At 68.3% G+C, this 17671-nt stretch carries 19 protein-coding genes; 7 read left to right on the top strand and 12 right to left on the bottom strand.

Going from position 1 to position 17671, the window contains the following annotated elements:
* Positions 1-133: 133 nt before the first annotated feature.
* Positions 134-1144, bottom strand: a complete 1011-nt coding sequence (gene gap / locus LVY72_RS05485; protein ID WP_237818500.1) for a type I glyceraldehyde-3-phosphate dehydrogenase — start codon at positions 1142-1144, stop codon at positions 134-136.
* Between the two features lie 123 nt (positions 1145-1267).
* Between gap and LVY72_RS05480 the strand changes: the two genes are divergently transcribed.
* Positions 1268-2464 carry an ROK family transcriptional regulator gene (locus tag LVY72_RS05480; RefSeq protein ID WP_237818498.1) on the top strand — a complete coding sequence of 399 codons (1197 nt, stop codon included), beginning with the start codon at positions 1268-1270 and terminating at the stop codon, positions 2462-2464.
* Between the two features lie 112 nt (positions 2465-2576).
* Here the strand turns inward: LVY72_RS05480 and LVY72_RS05475 are convergent, their stop codons facing one another.
* Positions 2577-2765 carry a DUF1918 domain-containing protein gene (locus LVY72_RS05475; protein ID WP_237818496.1) on the bottom strand — a complete coding sequence of 63 codons (189 nt, stop codon included), beginning with the start codon at positions 2763-2765 and terminating at the stop codon, positions 2577-2579.
* Between the two features lie 169 nt (positions 2766-2934).
* Between LVY72_RS05475 and LVY72_RS05470 the strand changes: the two genes are divergently transcribed.
* Positions 2935-3462, top strand: a complete 528-nt coding sequence (locus LVY72_RS05470; RefSeq protein ID WP_237818494.1) for a MarR family winged helix-turn-helix transcriptional regulator — start codon at positions 2935-2937, stop codon at positions 3460-3462.
* 143 nt (positions 3463-3605) lie between these two features.
* Here the strand turns inward: LVY72_RS05470 and LVY72_RS05465 are convergent, their stop codons facing one another.
* From LVY72_RS05465 to LVY72_RS05455, 3 genes are all read right to left on the bottom strand, one after another.
* Positions 3606-3746 carry a hypothetical protein gene (locus LVY72_RS05465; RefSeq protein ID WP_237818492.1) on the bottom strand — a complete coding sequence of 47 codons (141 nt, stop codon included), beginning with the start codon at positions 3744-3746 and terminating at the stop codon, positions 3606-3608.
* Between the two features lie 363 nt (positions 3747-4109).
* Positions 4110-5402: an MFS transporter gene (locus LVY72_RS05460; protein WP_237818490.1), complete on the bottom strand. Its 1293-nt coding sequence runs from the start codon at positions 5400-5402 to the stop codon at positions 4110-4112.
* Between the two features lie 101 nt (positions 5403-5503).
* Positions 5504-6307 carry a VOC family protein gene (locus tag LVY72_RS05455; RefSeq protein ID WP_237818488.1) on the bottom strand — a complete coding sequence of 268 codons (804 nt, stop codon included), beginning with the start codon at positions 6305-6307 and terminating at the stop codon, positions 5504-5506.
* Between the two features lie 231 nt (positions 6308-6538).
* On the opposite strand from LVY72_RS05455, the gene LVY72_RS05450 reads away from it, so the two are divergent.
* Positions 6539-7939, top strand: a complete 1401-nt coding sequence (locus LVY72_RS05450) for an NAD-dependent succinate-semialdehyde dehydrogenase (protein ID WP_237818486.1) — start codon at positions 6539-6541, stop codon at positions 7937-7939.
* Between the two features lie 100 nt (positions 7940-8039).
* On the opposite strand, the gene LVY72_RS05445 is transcribed toward LVY72_RS05450, so the two are convergent.
* The 5 genes from LVY72_RS05445 to LVY72_RS05425 all read right to left on the bottom strand — a co-directional run bounded on the left by LVY72_RS05445 (position 8040) and on the right by LVY72_RS05425 (position 12760).
* The gene (locus tag LVY72_RS05445; RefSeq protein ID WP_237818484.1) at positions 8040-8903 is read right to left on the bottom strand and encodes an MIP/aquaporin family protein; all 864 of its coding nucleotides are present in this window, start codon (positions 8901-8903) and stop codon (positions 8040-8042) included.
* A gap of 63 nt (positions 8904-8966) precedes the next feature.
* Entirely contained in the window at positions 8967-10223 is a 1257-nt protein-coding gene (locus LVY72_RS05440; RefSeq protein WP_237818482.1) for an NAD(P)/FAD-dependent oxidoreductase, read from the bottom strand.
* 2 nt (positions 10224-10225) lie between these two features.
* Positions 10226-10540, bottom strand: coding sequence for a 2Fe-2S iron-sulfur cluster-binding protein (locus LVY72_RS05435; protein ID WP_237818480.1), 315 nt, complete (start codon positions 10538-10540; stop codon positions 10226-10228).
* 35 nt (positions 10541-10575) lie between these two features.
* Positions 10576-11784: a cytochrome P450 gene (locus LVY72_RS05430; RefSeq protein ID WP_237818478.1), complete on the bottom strand. Its 1209-nt coding sequence runs from the start codon at positions 11782-11784 to the stop codon at positions 10576-10578.
* 10 nt (positions 11785-11794) lie between these two features.
* A complete protein-coding gene (locus tag LVY72_RS05425) occupies positions 11795-12760 on the bottom strand; it encodes an ABC transporter substrate-binding protein (protein WP_237818476.1) in 966 nt (321 codons plus the stop codon).
* 126 nt (positions 12761-12886) lie between these two features.
* On the opposite strand from LVY72_RS05425, the gene LVY72_RS05420 reads away from it, so the two are divergent.
* From LVY72_RS05420 to LVY72_RS05405, 4 genes are all read left to right on the top strand, one after another.
* On the top strand, positions 12887-13792 hold the full coding sequence (locus LVY72_RS05420; protein WP_237818474.1) for an IclR family transcriptional regulator: 906 nt from the start codon (positions 12887-12889) through the stop codon (positions 13790-13792).
* Entirely contained in the window at positions 13789-14181 is a 393-nt protein-coding gene (locus LVY72_RS05415; protein ID WP_237818472.1) for an RNA-binding S4 domain-containing protein, read from the top strand. The genes LVY72_RS05420 and LVY72_RS05415 overlap by 4 nt, the downstream gene beginning before the upstream one ends.
* Positions 14182-14343: 162 nt before the next feature.
* Entirely contained in the window at positions 14344-14979 is a 636-nt protein-coding gene (locus LVY72_RS05410; RefSeq protein ID WP_237818470.1) for a uracil-DNA glycosylase family protein, read from the top strand.
* Between the two features lie 90 nt (positions 14980-15069).
* Positions 15070-15390 carry a hypothetical protein gene (locus LVY72_RS05405; RefSeq protein ID WP_237818468.1) on the top strand — a complete coding sequence of 107 codons (321 nt, stop codon included), beginning with the start codon at positions 15070-15072 and terminating at the stop codon, positions 15388-15390.
* Here LVY72_RS05405 and LVY72_RS05400 read toward each other — a convergent pair.
* Together LVY72_RS05400 and LVY72_RS05395 are read right to left on the bottom strand one after the other, a co-directional pair.
* Complete coding sequence (locus tag LVY72_RS05400) at positions 15373-16668, bottom strand: MFS transporter (RefSeq protein ID WP_237818466.1); 1296 nt, start codon at positions 16666-16668, stop codon at positions 15373-15375. The two genes, LVY72_RS05405 and LVY72_RS05400, sit on opposite strands and share 18 nt — an antisense overlap.
* A 101-nt stretch (positions 16669-16769) precedes the next feature.
* Positions 16770-17501 (bottom strand): IclR family transcriptional regulator, encoded by a 732-nt coding sequence (locus LVY72_RS05395; RefSeq protein ID WP_237818464.1) that lies wholly within the window; start codon positions 17499-17501, stop codon positions 16770-16772.
* Between the last annotated feature and the right edge of the window lie 170 nt (positions 17502-17671).

Raw genomic sequence — 17671 nt, 5'->3', positions numbered from 1 at the left:
GGGCGGGATAGATGCTGTTATTGCGCCCCAGAACAGCATCTATCCCGCCCAAGTTTGCAGGAGGAGGGGGGTGGGGAACGACGGCGGGAGGGGCTGTGCTTGCCGGCCTCCCGCCGCCGTGATCAGGGAGAGGTCAGGACAGTTTGTCCGCGACCAGTTCGGCCAGGTCCACCAGCCGGTTGGAGTAGCCCCACTCGTTGTCATACCAAGAGACCACCTTGACCTGGTTGCCGATGGCCCGGGTCAGGCCGGAGTCGAAGATGGACGACGCGGGATCGGTGACAATGTCGGAGGAGACGATCGGGTCCTCGGTGTAGGCCAGGATGCCGGACCACTGCGGAACCGCGGCGGCGGCCTTGTACACGGCGTTGACTTCCTCGGCGGTGACTTCCCGGGAAACGGTGACGGTCAGGTCCGTGGCGGAGCCGGTGGGCACCGGCACGCGCAGGGCGAAGCCGTCCAGCTTGCCCTTCAGTTCCGGCAGCACCAGGCCGATGGCCTTGGCCGCCCCGGTGGAGGTCGGCACGATGTTCAGCGCCGCGGCGCGGGCCCGGCGCAGGTCCTTGTGCGGGCCGTCCTGCAGGTTCTGGTCCGCCGTGTAGGCGTGCACAGTGGTCATCAGGCCGTGCTCGATGCCGAAGTTGTCGTTGAGTACCTTCGCCAGCGGGGCCAGGCAGTTGGTGGTGCACGAGGCGTTGGAGATGATCCGGTGCGCGGCGTCGTCGTACAGATGGTCGTTGACGCCCATCACGATGGTGATGTCCTCGCCCTTGGCCGGGGCGGAAATCAGCACCTTCTTCGCACCGGCCACCAGGTGCTTCTCGGCCGCGGCGGCATCGGTGAAGAAACCGGTGGACTCGATCACGATGTCCACGCCCAGGGCCTTCCACGGCAGGTTGCCCGGATCCCGCTCCGCCAGCACCTTGATGGGCCGGCCGCCGACCACCAGGTCGCCGCCGTCGACCTGCACGTCGGCGCCCAGCCGGCCGGTGACGCTGTCGTACTTGAGCAGGTGGGCCAGGGTTTCCGGGTCGGTCAGGTCGTTGACGGCCACGATCTCCAGATCGGCGCCCTGGGCCAGGGCGGCCCGGAAGAAGTTGCGGCCGATCCGGCCGAATCCGTTGATGCCAACGCGAACAGTCATGTGAATCCGTTTCCTTGTATTGCCTGGTCTGGCAGGTTAGTGCAGAACTTTTATTTATTGTCTAAATTTATGTTCCATTAGTATTATGTGGAACACAGCCACGGAACGTCAAGGGGTGATTTTGTGGACAGGACGGCAACCACGCCGCAGGTGCTGCGCCGGACCAATCTCACCGCAGTGCTCGGCGTCATGCGGGAATCCGCCGCTCTGACCGGAACGGACTTGATCGAGGCCACCGGACTGACCCGGGCAACGGTGATTGCCGTCTGCGACGACCTAATCCGCCGTGGCTGGGTGCGGGAACTGAACGCGCCCAAGGGCCCGGGGCCGCAAAAGGGCCGGCCCGCCCGCTACTTCGAATTCAACGAATCCGCCGGCTGCGTGCTGGGGCTCGATGTCGGCATGGCCACCACCACGGTGCTGGTGGCAGACCTGAAGGGCCGCATCCTGGCGAGGAGTTCGGAACGGTTCAGCAAGAACGCAAGCGCCGACGCACGCCGCGGCACCATCTCCCGGGCCGCCGACACTGCCCTGGCAGCGGCCGGGCTGGGCCCCTCGGCGGTTCTGGCGGCAGGCATCGGCGTGGCGACGGCGGTCGACCGGCACGGCAACGTGGTCCAGGGCCGGCCGCTGTCGGCAAGTTTCGACCTCGGCCTGCAGACGGAAGTCTGGCAGCAGCACGGCTGGCCGGTCCTGCTGGAAAACGATGCCAAGCTCGCGGCCCTGGCCGAACGCTGGTGCGGCGTCGGCACCGGCGTCGACGACTTGGCCGCGATGCTGGCCGGCGAACGCATCGCCACCGGCCTGATCGAATCCGGGCGGCTGCTGCACGGCAGCAACGGCGGAGCGGGCGAGGTTGGCAGCCTGGAACTGGTCGACGGCGTGGGCAGCCACGACGGTATCGCGAAGCTGGCACGGGTCTGGGGTACCGAACTGCTGGCGTCCGGGGCGGAGACCAGGATCCGGGAACTGGTGGGACCGGGCACCACGCGGGTGTCTGCCCGGTTCGTCTTCGAGGCCGCGGCCGGCGGGGATGCCGCTGCACAGCAGATCCTGGAGCGGATTGCCCGGCGGATGGCGCGGGTGATCTCGCTGCTGGCCACACTCCTCAACCCGGAGCTGGTGGTCATCGGCGGCGCGGTGGCCGCCTCGGCCGCGATGCTGCTGCCGACCATCGCCGCCGAGCTCCCCCGGCTGACCGGGACCCCGCCCCGGGTGGCCGTTTCGCCGCTGGGCGCCGCCATTGTGGCAACGGGTGCGGTACGGCTGGCGTTGGATTACGTCGAGCAGAACGCGTTGGGGCTCACCCCGGCCGGGTGACCGAGTTCTCCAGCATCCCCGAACTTGGGCGGGATAGATGCTGTTATGGAGCCTGAAAACAGCATCTATCCCGCCCAAAATGCGTTGGTATCATACCTTCGGGCCGATCCGGTCAGGAACCGGTCTTCTCGACGACGAAGTCCCCGCCGGGGAATACGACAGACTCGTGCCCGTCGTCGAAACGGACGAAATACGGGGGTGCCCCGTCTTCGCCCCTGACTTCGAGGATTTCCCCGTGCCGGTCCGCGGACTCCACTGTCCTGCCCCGGATGACGATCCGGTCGCCTTGCGCTGCATTCATGGCCTATCACCTCCTATGCCTAGGGTACGGATCGGCAGCGCCGCGGGGAACAGGCCGGACCCGCTGCGGTACCCCCGGCCGCCGGATGCCTCTGTCCCGGTAAAGTAAGTGGTATTTTCCGGTAGATGAGACAGCCGCAGCCTGGGGCTGAGGCCAGGAGGAGCCCGCGATGTCCAGCACCACCCCTGAAGCCGGGAGTGGCTCGGACTTCATTGACAATGTCCGCCAGCAGTGGGCTCACCTCTTCCCCACCGTGGACACGGAACCGATGGCCATCGTCGGCCGGATCAACCGCATTGCCCACATCATCCAACTGCGCAGCGATACGGTGCTGGCGGCCGCCGGAATCACCCGGGCCGAATTCGACATGCTCTCGCTGCTGGCCCGGACCGGGCGGCCGATGACCCCGACCGAACTGGCCAGCGAATTGCTCATCTCCGGCGCCGGCGCCACCAAACGGCTCAAGAAGCTCCAGGAAGCCGGGCTGATCCGGCGGGAAACCAACCCGCAGGACGGCCGCGGCGCCCTGATCCACATGACGGACAAGGCGGACGGGCTGCTGCGGCCGATCATGGAATCAGTACTGGAATTCGAGGCCGGGCTGCTCGCCGGGCTGTCCGCGTCCACGGCCCGGGGGCTGGCACGCGACCTGCGCACACTGCTGGCCGGCCTGGAACCGCACCGCGGCGGCTCCTGAGGGCGGCGGGACCCCATATTCGTCTGGCGGCCCGTGGCCGGCCACCGCATGCTCCGCCCCGCCATACACCAGGACGGCACCCGGGCTGCTTTCAATCAGTCCGGATGCCGCCGTCCAAGGACCCTTCCGGGTCCGGGCAGGCCTCAGCGCTTCTTCATGTGCGCCACGGGGTCGGCGGGTGCGCCCGCCGCGCCTTTGGCGCGCTTTTCCGCCCGTTTCTGCTTGATCGTTGCGCCCTTGGCCTGCTTCTTCGGCTCGTGCTGATGAGGCGATTTGTCTGGCATAACATGCTCCCTAACCGCGGGGCCGGATGGTCCGGATTCCCTACGCTGTCCCCCATTCCGTACGATACGCCCGTTGCGTCCGGACGCAAGAGGACGACAGCGTTCACGGTCCGGCCGGGGCATGCCGGGTCGGGTGCTTTCCGGTTCGTTGCGCCGTTCACTGTGCAGCAGACCCACGTTTCGGAGCTCAGATGCGGGTTTGGCGCACACTCAGTGATCCGAACGGAGGATTCGAGCACAGTCAATGTACGGGTGGGGGCGGGGTGCGGGCGAGCGGAGTGTGAGCAGGGCGGGGTTACGGCTGCGGGCAGACGGGCACGACGACGGCGGGAGCCGGCAGCGGACGTCCGGCCGCCGTTCCGCTCAGGCCGCCGCGTCCGGTACGAGCTCGCGTTCCTGGACCGGAGCCCGCCGGAGCCACAGCAGCGACAGTGCCGCCAGCCCGCACAGGGCCGCCGCGGTGATCCAGGCCGGCAGGTAGCTGCCGGTGCTCTCGCGGATCCAGCCGGCGGCGGCCGCCGAAATGCCGGCACCGACCATGTGGGAGGCAAAGACCCAGCCAAACACGATGCCCGCCCGCTCGATGCCGAAGTGGATCCGGCACAGCGCCGCGGTCGGCGGGACGGTGGCCACCCAGTCCAGCCCGTAGAAGACAATGAAGAACCACAAGGGCGGCGCGATGTCCGGCCCGAGCACGGTGTTGACGAAGACCAGCGACATCCCGCGCAGCGCGTAATACGCCACCAACAGCACCGCGGGGTTGAAGCGGTCCGTCAGCCAGCCGGAGGCCACCGTGCCGACGACGTCGAACACGCCGATCAGGGCCAGCAGTCCGGCCGCCGTGGTGGCCGGCATCCCATGGTCATGCGCGGCCGGAATGAAATGCGTCTGGATGAGCCCGTTAGTGGACCAGCCGCAGACCCAGAAGGTGAAGACCAGGATCCAGAAGGCGCGCGACCGCAGGCTGTCGCGGAGCACGGCCAGCGCCAGCCGTCCGGCGGGTACCGCCGGGCGCTGCGGCTCGGGTGCCGGGTGCGCCGGGTCCTCTCCGAACGGGCGCCGGCCGATGGCCTGCGGACGGTCGGCGAAGAACAGCGCCACGAGGGGAATAATCGCTGCGGCCACCAACGCCGTGGCCAGCGTGGCCGCACGCCAGCCGGGATGATGTGCCAGCGCCACGATCAGCGGCAGGAAGACCAGCTGTCCGCAGGCATTGGCGCCGGAAAACAGGCCCATGACCAGGCCGCGGTGCCGGACGAACCAGCGGTTGGCCACGATCGAGCCGAATACCAGCGCCATGACACCGGTACCCACCCCGACGAACAGGCCCCAGAGCACCCACAGCTGCCACAGCTGTGTCAGCACCACCGTCAGGCCGCTGCCCAGCGCGGTTAGGGCCAGCCCGGCCAGGACGACCCGCTTGACCCCCAGCCGCTCCATCGCTGCAGCAGCGAACGGCGCCGTCAGGCCATAGACGATCAGGTTCAGCGTCACGGCACCGCTGGTGCCGGTGCGGGTCCAGCCGAACTCGGTCTCCAGCGGCTCGAAGAGCGCCCCGGTCGTGGACCGGAAGGCGGCGCCGGCCACGAGCGCCAGCAGGGTCAGCGCGGCGACGATCCACGCCGGGTGGACGGTTCTCAGCTTCCGGGCAATCACCCACCGATCTTAAACCAGGCTGCTCATAGTCCAGGCCTCGCCCCGGCGGCGCCCGCGGCCGGACCGGGGTGTGGGCACTCGCGGCAGCGCCGGCGCGCTGCTCAGCCGGCCGCGCCGCCGGCGTCGGGCATCTGCGGGGCAATCACGGCGAACACTTCGCCCTGGGCGCCGGCGAAAATGGACATCCGTCCATACGGGCTGTCGGTCGGCGGAAACAGGACCTGCGCCCCCTGTTCCTGCGCCTGGGCGGCCGTGGCATCCACATCCTCCACCGCGAACCAGGCCAGCCAGTAGTTCGGCGCTCCCTCGGAAATCGACCGGTCATGGTGGAAGCCGCCGGCCGTTTCGCCGGCCGCGGGCTTGAACTGGGTGTAGCGGAACTCGTCGGTGTCGCCAAGGTCCTCATAGGTGTAGCCAAAGACCTTGGCATAGAACGCCCGCGCGGCCCAATAGTCCCGGGTGTGCAGCTCGCTCCAGACCAGTGTGCCCGGCTCGCCGACGCGGCCGATGCCTTTGTGGGCCTTGGCCTGCCACAGGCCGAAGACCGCGCCGCCGCTGTCCGCGGCCACGGTCATGCGGCCGATATCCAGCACATCGAAGGGCGGCATCATCACGCTGCCGCCGGCTTCGGTGACTGCCCCGGCCGTGGCATCCGCGTCGTCGGTGGCGAGGTAGGTGGTCCAGACGCTCGGCATCGGGCCCAGGTTCTGCGGCTTGGGGCCGATGCCGGCCACCGGCTGGCCGCCGAGCGTGGCCATCAGGTAGCCGCCGGCCTCCGGCGGGGCATCGCGGATGTCCCAGCCGAAGAGACCGGCATAGAAGGCGCGGGCGGCTTGGACATCGTCGACCTGGCAGTCGACCCAGCAGGGGGCCCCGGCGGGCCAGGACTCGTTGCGGACTGGCATGGCTGCGCTCCTGGAACTGGTTCGGGGACGGCCGGCGGCCGCCGAAGGGCCGTTGCATCCGTGAATCTAGCAGCCGGATACGACATTGGGAACAGCCATTCCCAAACGCCCGGCAACCAGATACATTTATGAATGTTATTCATTTCACATTTCCGGACTTCCGCGAAATGATGGCATCAGGGCGGCCCTCCTTGACCGGCCGCGCCTTGAGACCAGATAGGAGCCTTGGCAGTGACAACCACTTCCCAGTCGACCGCAACGGCATACCGTGTACTGAATCCGGCCACCGGCGAGGTGGTGGAGGAATTCCCCACCGCCACCGACGCGCAGGTCCAGGAGGCCCTGGCCGCAGCCGAACAGGCGTACCGGTCCTGGCGCGACGTGCCCATCGCCGAACGCGCCAAGGTGGCAGCCCGGATCGGCGAACTGTTCACCGAGCGGGCGGACGAACTGGCCGCGATCATCACCGAGGAAATGGGCAAGCCGCTCTCCCAGTCCAAGGGCGAGGCAGAGTTCTGCACCGACATCTTCAACTACTTCGCCACCGAGGGCCCGGCCCTGGCCGCGGACCAGCCGATCACACCCATCGGCGGCGGCAAGGCCGTGATCCAGAAGCGCCCGGTCGGCGCGCTGCTGGGCATCATGCCGTGGAACTACCCCTACTACCAGGTGGCCCGCTTCGCCGCCCCCAACCTGGTGCTGGGCAACACCATCATCCTCAAGCACGCCGAGACCTGCCCGCGCTCGGCGCTGGCGATCCAGCAGATCATGGACGACGCCGGGGTCCCGGCCGGCGCCTACCTCAACGTCTTCGCGTCCCATGACCAGGTCGCCGACATCATCGCGGACCCGCGGATCCAGGGCGTCTCGCTCACCGGCTCCGAACGCGCCGGGGCCATCATCGGCGAGATCGCCGGGAAGAACCTGAAGAAGGCCGTGCTGGAGCTCGGCGGCTCGGACCCCTACGTGGTGCTCGACTCGGCGGATGTCAAGGCCTCCGCGGCCGCGGCCTGGGAAACCCGGATGGAGAACACCGGACAGGCCTGCAACTCCAATAAGCGCCTGATCGTCATGGAGGACATCTACGACGAATTCGTCGCCGAACTCACCAACCAGGCCAAGGGCCTCGCCCCCGGCAACCCGGCCGAGGAGGCGCCGGGCACCTTCGCCCCGCTCTCCTCCCGCACCGCCGCCGAGGCCCTGGCCGAACAGCTGCGCGACGCGGTGAACAAGGGCGCCACCCTGCACGCCGGCGGCCGGCTGCTGGACGGACCGGCCGCCTACCTCGAACCGGCCGTGCTCACCGGCGTCACCAAGGACATGCGCGCCTGGACCGAGGAGCTCTTCGGCCCGGTGGCCGTGGTCTACAAGGTCTCCTCCGACGAGGAAGCCCTGGCCTTGGCCAACGACACCCCCTACGGTCTGGGCGGCGCCGTCTTCAGCACCGACACGGACCGCGCCCGGAAGATCGCCGAACGGCTGGACACCGGCATGACCAACGTCAACGCCGCCGCCGGCGAAGGCGCAGACATGCCCTTCGGCGGGGTCAAGCGCTCGGGCTTCGGCCGCGAACTCGGCCCCCTGGGCATGGACGAATTCGTCAACAAACGCCTGCTCTACATCGCTGACTGACCGCCCGAAACGGCCACGGCGGCGGGGTCCCGCACCGGCGGGCCCCTGCCGCCGTCGTCGTCCGGGCAGAACCGCGGCAGCGCGCAGGCGGTGCCCGCGCCTACGGCTGCTCCCTGGCCGTTTCGGTGAAGAGGGCTCCCTGCGCGGCTCCGGACCCCGCCTTGCCGCCGCCCGCGCCGCGCAGGACGAAGGCGATGCCGACGGCGACTACCGCCCCGGTCAGCGGGCCGGCGACGTACACCCAGTAGTCGCTGAAGTTCGTGCCGACCAGGTCGGGGCCGAACGTCCTGGCCGGGTTCATCGAGGTGCCCGAGATCGGGCTGCCCCACAGGCCGGCCAAGGCAATATAGCCGCCGACCCCGAAGGCGCCAAGCAGCCCGACGTTCTGCGCCCCCGATGCGGTTCCGAGGATGACACTGACCAGCCCCAGCGTCAGCAGCGCCTCCATCCAGTACGCGGCACCCGCCGAATAGTCCGCCGCCGGATAGTTCGACCCGTAGCTGGCCGGCACCCCGATCACGGCCTGCAGCAGCAGGCAGGCCAACGTCGCCCCGATCAGCTGGACGAGGATGTAGCCCGGCACGCGGCGCCACTGGAAGTCACCGCGGAGCGCGAAGGCGATGCTGACTGCAGGGTTCAGGTGAGCCCCGGACACCTTGCCCATGAACAGGATGATGCCCATCACCATCAGGCCCGGGGCGATCACGGCGGCGGTTCGGCTGATCGTTCCGGGGAAGGCCTGGCTCATCATCCCGCCGCCGGCAGCAACGACCACGAGCAGGAACGTCCCGTACAGTTCGGAGTACAGGCGCCGCCATTCCTGGCGCGGGTCGTCGAAATCCGAGACGCGCCGCAGGAGGCTCTGTTCCAGGGCCCCGAGCTCGCTTGCCAGATTGTGCCGCCGCAGCCGGTCCGCAGGTGCGCCTTCGCGAACATTTCCGTCAGTGCCCGGGTTCTCCGCCATGGCTTACTTCGCCTCCGCCGGTAATGGCCCCGCCACCCAATGTACCGCTGGCAGGAACCGGTGTCACCGCACGGCGGGTTCGGCAATGAGCTGCCTGAGCCGGACGCCGGGGTCGGCTGCTGCATCGGCCGGGATGTCCCGGTCCTTGGCCAGCGCCGTCTTGACGGCCATGAAGTCGGCCGGCGAGTTGATGCAGTCCGCAGCGATGATCCGGCCGGCACGGTAGTAGAGCAGCGAGAACTTGTCCGCATCGGGGTCGCCCCGCAGCACTGTCTGGTCGTACCCGGCGGAAAGGCCGGCGATCTGGAGCTTGATGTCGGCTTGGTCGGACCAGAACCACGGCATCATGCGATAGGGGGCGCGGCGGCCGAGCAGCGCAGCGGCCGCCGTCCTGGCGTGTTCGATCGCGTGCGGCACCGACTCCAGCCGCAGGCGGCCGCCGTCTCCGCGGACATAGGGATTAGGCAGGTTGGCACAGTCTCCGGCCGCCACCGTCATGCCGTCGGAGCACAGGCCGAATTCGTCCACGACGATGCCATTGTCCACTGCCAGTCCGAGCTGGCCGGCCAGCTCGGTGCGTGGCAGCACCCCGACGCCGATCAGTACGACGTCGGCAGCCACGTGGGTGCCATCGCCCAGTTCCACCCCGGTCACCTTCCCGCCGGAGCCGGTGAGGCGGCTGATCTTCGCCTGCAGGACTACCTCGGTCCCGCGCCGCAGATGCGCGGCCCGGAAATACTCGCTGGTCTGCTCCGCAACCGCCCGGCCGACCAGCCGCGGTGCTGCCTCAAGTACGGTGACCTGCTTGCCCGCCGCGCGGGCGCCGGCAGCGACTTCGAGCCCGATGAATCCGCCGCCGACGACGGCCACCTTCCGGGCAGCGGCGAGACCGGCCGCCAGACGGTCGGCCTCCGCGGCATCACGCAGGTAGTGCACGCCGTCCAGCTCCGTGCCCTCCAGTTGCAGCCGGCGCACTGCGGCGCCGGTGGCCAGCGCAAGCCGCGCGAAGCGGAACCGGCGCCCTCCGGCGGAAACCGCCACGCCGCCGTCGTCATTCCGCTCCAGGCGCACGATCTGTTCCCCGGTCACGAGGTCGATGTCCTGGCGCCCGTACCAGTCCGCCGTGCGGAACGCGAGCGCTGCCGCATCGACGGTTCCGCCGTGCAGGTCCTTGGAGAGCGGCGGGCGCTGGTACGGTGCGTGCGGCTCCGCCCCCACCAAGGTGATCGGGGAGCAGTCGCCGAGTTCGCGCAGGCTCGCGGCCAGCTGCACTCCGGCCTGGCAGGCGCCCACGATCAGTGTGCCGGAATCAGCAGCCATGTTCAGACCTGCGCTTCCGGAATCCGCACGGCGATGTCCGATTCGATGTTCAGCTGGCAGGAGAGCCTGCTGTTGGCGCAGCGCGCCGAGGCGGTACAGTCGAGCATCTCGTCCTCGACCTCGCTGACCTCGGGCAATCCGTCGAGGTAAGCGTCTTCGACGTAGACGTGGCAGGTGGCGCACATCGCAGAACCACCGCATTCGGCCACGATGCCGGGCACACCGTTGGCAGCGGCCGTGCGCATCACGCTGGTACCGGTGTCGGCCTCCAGCACGGTCTGCATGCCGTCCGGCTGGATGAAGGTTACTTTGGGCATTGTCGGATCCTTCCAGATGTTGCTCAGGCGGGTGCTCAGGCGGCGGTAAGCCGCAGCGGCAGGCTGTCCAGCCCGCGCAGGGTGTTGTTCAACTGCTGCACCGGCTCGCCGGCCAGCTCGATTCCGGCCACGTTCCGGGCCAGCGCGGACAGGAAGCATTCGCCTTCCAGCCGCGCCAGCATCTGGCCCAGGCAGGCGTGGACACCGAATCCGAAACCGACGTGCCCTGCCGCCTTGCGCCGAATATCGAAGCGCTCCGGGTTCTCCCACCGGCGCGGGTCGCGGTTCGCCGCCGCCAGGAACATCAGAACCTTCGATCCTTCGGGAAGCGGAACACCTGACAGTTCGGTGTCCTTGCTGGTGGTCCGGAAGAACGTCTGCACCGGCGAGGAATAGCGCACGGTTTCCTCGAAGGCCGCCCGCGCCAGCGAGGGGTCCTTGCGCAGGGCCGCGAACTGTTCCGGGTTGTCGGCCAGGCACTGCAGCGCGTTGCCTATTCCATGCACCGTGGTGTCAACGCCGGCGGACAGAAAGGAGCGCAGCAGTTTGGCCTGGTCTTCGGCGCTGTAGCCGGCGTCGGCCGCGGCCGCGTGGATCTTCGCGCCCAGCCCGTCCGGTGCCGGTGCTCCCGGCCGGCACTGCTCCATGATCCAGCCTTGGGCCTTGGCGCCGCGCTCCAAGGCCCGTTCGAAATGGCTATTCCGCGGTCCGAAGGTATTGAAGACCATGGACCCGTAGGGCAGCAGGTTCTCGCGGCCGTCCTTCGGCAGGCCGATGAAGTCCGGGAAGACTTCCAACGGGTAGGCCTCGGCCAGGTCGGCGACGCCGTCGATCTCGCCGCCACGGGACGCCACGCGGGCAATCAGTTCGTCGGCGCGCTGCTGGAAGCCGTCCTTGAGCGAGCGCAGCAGCTTCGGCGTCATGATCTGGGTGACCACGTGGCGGGCCTTGGTATGGTGCGGCGGATCCGCCTCGAGCAACAGGCTCGGCGGACGCCACGGCTTCTCTTTGGCGAAATCGGAGATGCCGACGCCCCGGGACGACACGAATGTTTCATGCGCGGCCAAGACCCGGGAGACCTCGTCGTACCGGGCCACGCCCCACACCCCGTAGCGTTCCAGCCGGAACACCGGCCCGGTTTCGCGCATTTGCTCGTGCGCCGGATAGGGCGTGGTCAGGAATTCGTCGCTAAATGGGTCCAGATCCAGTTCCGGCACCGCGGCGGTGGCAGGTTGTGCAGTCATTGCTCGGCTCCTACTTGGCCAGCGCGGACGCAACGTCCAGGTTTGCGCTGGTGATCTCGTACTTCTTCATCAAATCGGCGGTCTTCTGCAGCTGTGCGGTATCCAACCCGCCGTCGAACCGGGGCATTTCCACTGCCTTGACGACGTCAGCCGGAACCTTGGTGTACGTGGGCACCAGCTCGACCAGCCGGTCCCGGTTGCCTTCCAGTTCCTTGGCGGACTCGGAGATGGAGGCTTGGAAGGCCTCGACCGCCTCGGGGTGTTCCTTGGCGAACTGTTCGGTGGTCACCCAGCCGGCCACGGGAATGTCCGCTACCGGACCGGTGAACAGGTCTCCGATCTTGACCAGGCCGCCGGCCTTGGCGCTGGCTTGGAACGGCTCCACCTGCCAGATGGCATCCACCGCGCCGCGTTCAAGGGCCGCCTGCATGTCCGGATACGGCATCTCGACGAGCTTGACGTCGCCGGCGGACAACCCGGCGTCCTCCAGCAGGGCCTTGATGGCTACGGTGCCGATATTCTGCAGGTTGTTCACCGCGAAGGTCTTGCCCTTCAGGTCGGCTACCGTTGAGATGCCCGAATCGGCCGCCACGAAGATGCCATGGTCGGTGCTGCCGACGTCGTTGCCCGACACCAGGCGGATGGGCAGCCCCTTCTCCACCGCCAGCAGGGCGGAGGTGTAGTTGGTGTAGGTGAAGTCCACGCTGCCGGACACCAAGGCCGGGATCGCTGCGGCGCCGCCCTGGGTCGGCACCAGTTCCACCTCCAGCCCGTTCCTGGTGAAAATCCCGGCTGCTTCGGCATTGACCGCCGTAGCGGTGTGCACCAGAGGGAAATAGCCCACCTGAAGGGTCTGCGCCGAACCTGCATCCGTTCCGGCAGCGGCGCCTCCGCTGCTGCAGGCGCTCAGTGCGAGCACCGCCGATGCAAGCACCGCGACGGTTGCGGCTGCGGTGATGTTTCCCCGTCGAATCATCTCTGTCCTCCCCTGGCGGGGCGCTGGCCCCGACTCCGTCCTTCCCGGCACACCGCCGGCACACCCCAAACTATGAGCCGTGCCACAATAGGGAACCAGCCGGTTTTCACATGAAAGGAAAAAGTTGTGGCAAGGTCGTCCGATGGCCGCTCCTCGCTGAGCCGCATCATGCAGATCTTCGCCGCGTTCGATGTGGATGCGGTCTTCCTGACCATCTCGCAGCTCTCCGCCCGCAGCGGCCTGGCCTTGGCCACCACCCACCGGCTGGTCGCTGAGATGGAACAGTTTGGGCTGCTCGAACGCCAGCCGGACAAGACCTACCGCCTCGGCGTACGGTTATGGGAAATCGCCTGCCGGACGCCCGGCGCCCTGGGCCTGCGCGAAATCGCCATGCCCCATCTGCAGGAAGTCCAAGCCCGGATCCGCCAGCACACCCAGCTCGGGATACTCGAAGGCCAGGAGGTCCTGTTCCTGGAGCGCCTGTCGGCACGCGAGGCGGTGGTCAATGTGACACTCGTGGGCGGGCGCCTGCCGCTTCATGCCTCCAGCAGCGGCCTGGTGCTGCTGGCCTATGCCGATCGGCCGGTGCAGGAAGAAGTGCTCTCCGGAGGCCTGTTCCGCTATACGCCGGACACCATCCAGAACTCCGGGGAACTGCGGACCGTCCTGCGGAAGATCCGGCAGGATGGCTTCGTGTGCGCCAACGGCTACATCCATCCCGATGCCCGGGGGATCGCGGTCCCGATCCGCGGCGTCAATAACGTCGTGGTGGCGGCTATCAGCGTGGTGGTTCCTAACGACGACGCCGCCACGGCACCTTTCGTCCGACTGCTGCAGGCCGCTTCGCAAGCCATCAGCCAGGACCTGCACGCCGCCTACGCGCCGGCAGCCGATCCCTCGGCGACACCGGGCGGCCGCTACCGCCCGCTGGTGAGCTCCTCCCTGGATTCAATGCAGTACCTGCCCCGCGCGCCCCGGCCGGCCGTCCGGCAGCGAGCACCACGCAACGTACTAGACTCGTTCGGACCATGAGCACTCCCGGCAGCACCTCCAATTCACCGGCCACCGTCCGCGTGGACGCCTGGCTGTGGGCCATCCGCGCCTATAAGACCCGCTCCGCGGCAACGGCCGCCTGCCGGGCCGGCCATGTGCGGCTGAACGGCAACCCGGTCAAGGCCTCCCAGCCGGTGGTGCCTGGAGACACCCTCCGGGTCCGGCAGCCCGGCTACGAGCGCATCCTGGAGGTCCGGCGCCTGATCGCCAAGCGGGTCGGGGCCGAGGCTGCTTCCCATTGCTTCACCGACCACACCCCGGAACGCCCGCCCATGCCGGCCCTGGGCCTGCCGCAGCGGGACCGCGGCACCGGCCGGCCCACCAAGAAGGACCGCCGCGAGATGGAACGCCTGCGCGGCCAGCACTGACCGCGGCGGCCGGCAGCGCTTGCTACACTTGTACGACCCGTTCCGGCGGCCGGCCCGAGCCGAAAGGCTCCCGCAGCTGCCGCCCCACAGCACCTTCCCGACCGCAGCATGTCCGCGGCTCAGGATCGTGCCCGCAACACCCCGCAGGAGACACACCACTATATGCACGGCTTGGCTACTGAACCCGTCCACGAACAGCTCAACGACCAACGGTTCGACGACCACATCGCCGACATCAACCGCCTCTGTGATTCTTTCAGGGACCTCAAGCCGGGCACCGAGGTGTCCTACGTGGACCCGATCCACAACGCCGAGGAAACCCGTGTGGTGAGCCTCTTTTCCAATATCGGCAGCGCTCCCGGTTCCGGCTTCATCGAGGCCGGGGACCAGGAGGCGGTCACGCGCATGCTGGGCATCCAGTGGCAGCTGGGGCTCCGGCCGGAATACGTGATGCCGTGGAACGTCCACCCGTGGTACACCCCGGGACAGCCCAATGGCAAGCTGGCGCCCGAGCAGATCGCGGCCGGCCTCAAGCCCCTGCTGCGCATGCTCGCGCTGGTCCCCCGCGCCTCAGCGCTGGTGGCGCACGGCACCGAGGCCCACAAGCTCGCCGCCCTGCTGCTGAAGACGGAGAACCCGCTGCTCTGGCGCCGCGGCTTCAAGGTCTACAAGGTCCGTTCGCTCAGCGGCCGTAGCTTCGCCGGGTCCCCGGCCAGGCAGGCGCAGTGGCTGGACGATATGCAGCAGGCCTACGCGGACGCGATGGCACGCTGCGGGCTGCCGCGGCGCGGACAGTAATACCCACGACGGCGGGGGCGGGCGTTGGTGCCTGCCCCCGCCGTCGCCGTTAACGCTAGGCTGGGGGCGTCCCGAACCGTAGGAGATGCCATGAGTTCCCTTCTGACCCCCCTCGTCACCAGCGTCGGGCTGATCGGCGGTTTCCAGACCGCCCGCGCCACCGGCAACCGGCCGCTGGGCGGCGCGGTGCTCGCCGCCGCCGGAGGAGCCGCCTTCAGCCTGTGGAAGCGCGACGCCGGGACCGGGACGGCCGCGGCGCTGACCGGCGTCTATCTGGCTGCCTTCGGCCTGTCCCACCCGCTGGCCAAGAAGATCGGCGCCTGGCCCTCGGTCTACACGGTCACCGCCGCCACTGCCCTGGCTTCGCTGGTCTTCGGTCGCCGGCGGCAGCAGCTACCGGCAGCCTCCTGATCCGGCCACAGCATCCACCGGCCGGTTGTCGGGCTCGGGGGCTGCGGTGTCCTCGATGTAGCGCCGGCGATTGATCATCACAGCCCCGGCCAGCATGACCAGCACGCAGGCCCCGAGCAGGGCGAAGGACGCGCCCCAGCCGCCTGCCGCTTGGTGGACGATACCAAACAGCAGCGGGGCGATGCCGGCCCCGGCGTAGCCGATGCCCTGGCTGAAACCGGAGAGCACCGAGGCGCCGTGGGTGGTGCGCGAGCGCAGGTTCACCATCAGCAGCGCGGTGGCGAACGTGCCCTGGCCCAGGCCTGCCAGGGTCGTCCACCACATGGTCCCGGCCACCGGCGACAGGTAGAGCCCCAGATGTCCGCCGACCCAGCAGGCGGTGAAGACCAGGATGGCGACGATGGGGTTGCGCATGCGCGGCACGATCAGCGGAACCAGCAGGCTCACGGGCAAGCCCAGGATCGCGAAGTAGGCCAGCATGGAGCCGGCTGTGGACTCGTCCATGCCCTGGCTGACAAGGTAGGGCGGCAGCCAGGCGAAGTACACGTAGGTCTGTGCCGAGTTCCCGGCCAGGAAGATCGCCAGCCCCCAGGCCATCGGTGAACGCCACGGATTCAGCTGCTGCACCGGCCGGGCAGCGGCCGGTGCAGCCATCCCGTCACCAGGCATCCCGGTGCGGCCGGCCTCGGCTTGTTTGGCCCGGCGGTCCCGCAGCAGCTGCATCAGCCAGGGCACCAGCACCAGGGCGCTCATCAGTGACCAGACGGCGATCGAAGCGCGCCAGCCCGCCACCCTGTCCAGCGGCACAGCCAGCTGCGGACTGGCGGCGGTACCCACCGCCAGCAGCGTGACGTACCCTGCCGTGACCAGACCCAGGCGGTCCGGGAAATACTTCTTCACCAGCGGCGGCAGCACCACATTGCCCAGGCCGTAGCCGGCCATGACCACTGCGGACAGCAGCAGGAACGGCCACACGCTGCCAACCGCAGCACGCGCCAACTGCCCCGCTACGGCCAGCACCACGGCGGTCACCAGCACGGATTCAAGCCCCAGCCGGCGGATCAGCGTCGGCGTTCCCAGCCCGGCCGCGGCAAAGACCAGCGGAGGCAGCATCGCCAGCACTCCGATGGTCACCGGGTCGAACCCCAGTTCCGGGCCCATGACGCCCAGCAGCGGCGAGACCACGGACACTGCCGGACGGAGGCTGACCGCCATCACCAGGATGCCGAGCAGGGCGCCGATGCGCCCCCGCCACGGTTTGCGTTCGAAATAACTCACCGACCAACCCTAGCCAACAACGGTGCCCGGCTCCGAAGCGGAGCCGGGCACCACGCCGGGCTCGCGCCGCTAAGTGCCGGCGGACGGGCGCAGGTCAGCCGCTATTGTGCGTTCTCGAAGACCGTGCTGCGAACGTCCAGGATCAGTTTGCGGTACTCATCGAGGTTCTCGGCGACCCGCTCCGTGGGACCAACAATGCATAGCGCCACAGCTTCGTCTCCAACCTTGCCCGAAACGGCCAGGCTGCCCATGCCAGCTCCGCCTTCGTTGATGGTCTGGTACCAACCCAGCTCGCGGTGCTGGCGCACTTCGTCCTCGATCTGCCGGGGATCCACTTTGGTTCCCTCGGCCAGCCGGGACAGCGGCTTGAGCCGCAGGGTACGGGCCATGTCCTCATCATCGAGCTGGCCCAGGATCGCTTTGCCGAGGGCTGAAGCATGCAAATCGAAGGTGTCGCCGATTTCGATGACAATACGCAGCCGGTAGTTCCCCTCGGTCACGGCAACGATCCGGATAGCGTTTCCGTCCCGGATGGCGAACGCTGCGGTCTCCCCGGTCCGGTCAGCCAGCAAACCGGTCGCCTCAACCCCGAACGGTGTCAGGACGTCATTCTCGGCAATGGATCTGGCGGTGCTGAGCAACCGGCCAGTCGGATAGAAACGGCGGGTCGTAGCGGTCCGGCTCAGGTATCCGAGGCCGTGGAGGGTGTTCAGCAGGTCGGAGCTGCTGCTCTCGGGTAGATCCAGCAGCCGGGCCACTTCGGATTTTGTCAGTTCCCGCTTTTCTCGCGCGAAAATCTCAAACAGCGCCATGGTCCGGGCGGCAGCAGGCACGGTAGGTCCCGAGGACGCCGCACCGCCCGTCTTCTGGCTCCTGCGCGCCGGCGCACCCGTACTCGCAGCTTCAGCTACGCGTGCCATAGTCATCCACCATCGTTTCAGTTCTCATTACCAACTAGTCATCAGCACCATACATCCATGTTGCTTCCGGCAGAACCGAAGAG

It is taken from the genome of Arthrobacter hankyongi, from assembly GCF_022012395.1.
GTDB classification, from domain to species: domain Bacteria; phylum Actinomycetota; class Actinomycetes; order Actinomycetales; family Micrococcaceae; genus Crystallibacter; species Crystallibacter hankyongi.
Note: the sequence above shows the minus strand (reverse complement) of the source record. Positions and strands in the feature narration are given on the sequence as shown.